We start from the raw sequence: 1,574 nt of genomic DNA, 5'->3' as shown, positions 1-1,574 counted from the left end.
ATCTCTAGCAACGGTGAAAAAGTACTGCTGGGCCTATCTAATGGCAAAGCTATCTATGTGGACTTAGTCACCGGACGCCGTCTGGAGTTCCTCGCTCACCGAGAAAAAGTTAATTCCGTCTCCCTATCTTCGAATGGGCGCTACGCATTATCAGGCGGTAACGACTATAAAGCTTACCTTTGGGATACCGAATCAGGCTTGGTATTGCGTACATTCGAGCACGAACAAAGAGTCGTACGAGTTGCCTTACAACGAGATGGAGAGCTAGCTTTTACCTCCGATGGAGGGAATCAAGCGATGATCTGGGATCTTGAGACAGGTGAACCTCAAGCTCAATTGCAGAGCTGGTCTCGACAGCTAATTTTCTCCAGTGCTCGCTTTTCTGATGACGGCAGTATGTTGGTAACAGGTACGCCATCTAGCCAAGTGAGCGTGTGGAATACTCAAGATGGCAAACGCATTTCTCGCCACGACGCCGAGCCATTAAAAGATGCTCGCCCTCCTCGTGCGGTAGTGTATGATGCAGCCTTTGATGATAAGAACCGTGTGATATCGGGCACCTCTGCGGGCATTGCCCAAGCTTGGAATGTGGATTAAGAACGATGACAGAAAAGCGAGTTGAACAATTAGAAAGCCGCGTGAATGACCTAGAATGTCAGTTGGCTTTCCAAGAGCAAACCATTGAAGAACTTAATGAAGCGCTTAGCCAACAACAGATGTTGATCACGAGAATGCAAGACCAGATGAAGTTCGTGGTTGGCAAAGTAAAAAATATGGATGGCTCAAACCTCGCTGACGCATCAGAAGAGACGCCCCCTCCACACTATTAAGTGCGCTTTAAAGATAACGAATTAGTTCTAGTGACGCATATCGTTAGTTTTTCGTCCTCAATGTGTAAACACATGTCAGGACGGGACATAGAAAACCAAAAGGGCGACAGATACTTATCTGTCGCCCTTTTGTTTGTTTAACCTGCGCTAATTCAACTAAAGTCAGTTAAGCCAATACAAACTTAGTCATCGGCATAAATTTTTACTTCCACGCAGCCATTAGTATCAACACTCGCACGGTACATTCCTGAACTGTTCATACCGAAATGAATATCACCTTGTCCATCGATAGCAATCAAGCCTCCTTCACCACCCATGGTTTTCAATTCACCTTGAATAATCGTTTCACAAGCCGTATGCACATCTTCCTTGAGATAACGCATTCGTGCCGCCACATCACTGGCAACCATCTTTCTAAGGAAGAACTCCCCCATACCTGTTGTTGAAACGGCCACGTTGCCATTTTCAGCAACAGTGCCTGCACCGATGATTGGAGAATCTCCCACACGACCGTATTTTTTATTGGTTACGCCACCAGTGCTGGTTGCGGCTGCTAAGTTTCCGGCTTGGTCTAATGCGACCGCGCCAACCGTGCCGTACTTTTTATCATCTGGATATTTATCTGCTTGCTCTTCATCATATTTCGCTTCAGACAAAGCAAAAATACCTTTCTCTTTCATCAACTGAAGTTGGTCATAACGACGCTCAGTAAAGAAGTAATCTTGCTCGGTGAAAGTATGGTCA

2 protein-coding genes and 1 pseudogene are annotated in these 1,574 nt (G+C 45.9%); 2 read left to right on the top strand and 1 reads right to left on the bottom strand.

Translation table 11 applies throughout. The features are described from left to right. Both AB4496_RS25905 and AB4496_RS25900 read left to right on the top strand, forming a co-directional pair. Window positions 1-597, top strand: a pseudogene (locus tag AB4496_RS25905) (WD40 repeat domain-containing protein); the annotation flags it as partial. 5 nt (window positions 598-602) lie between these two features. Beyond that, window positions 603-830, top strand: coding sequence for a SlyX family protein (locus tag AB4496_RS25900; protein ID WP_009848930.1), 228 nt, complete (start codon window positions 603-605; stop codon window positions 828-830). Between the two features lie 182 nt (window positions 831-1,012). Here the strand turns inward: AB4496_RS25900 and AB4496_RS25895 are convergent. Beyond that, window positions 1,013-1,574 (bottom strand): isoaspartyl peptidase/L-asparaginase (locus AB4496_RS25895; protein WP_372132720.1); only part of this gene is annotated, 562 nt, incomplete at its 5' end.

The organism is Vibrio sp. 10N.222.46.A1 (assembly GCF_041473595.1).
GTDB classification, from domain to species: domain Bacteria; phylum Pseudomonadota; class Gammaproteobacteria; order Enterobacterales; family Vibrionaceae; genus Vibrio; species Vibrio tasmaniensis_A.
Note: the sequence above shows the minus strand (reverse complement) of the source record. Positions and strands in the feature narration are given on the sequence as shown.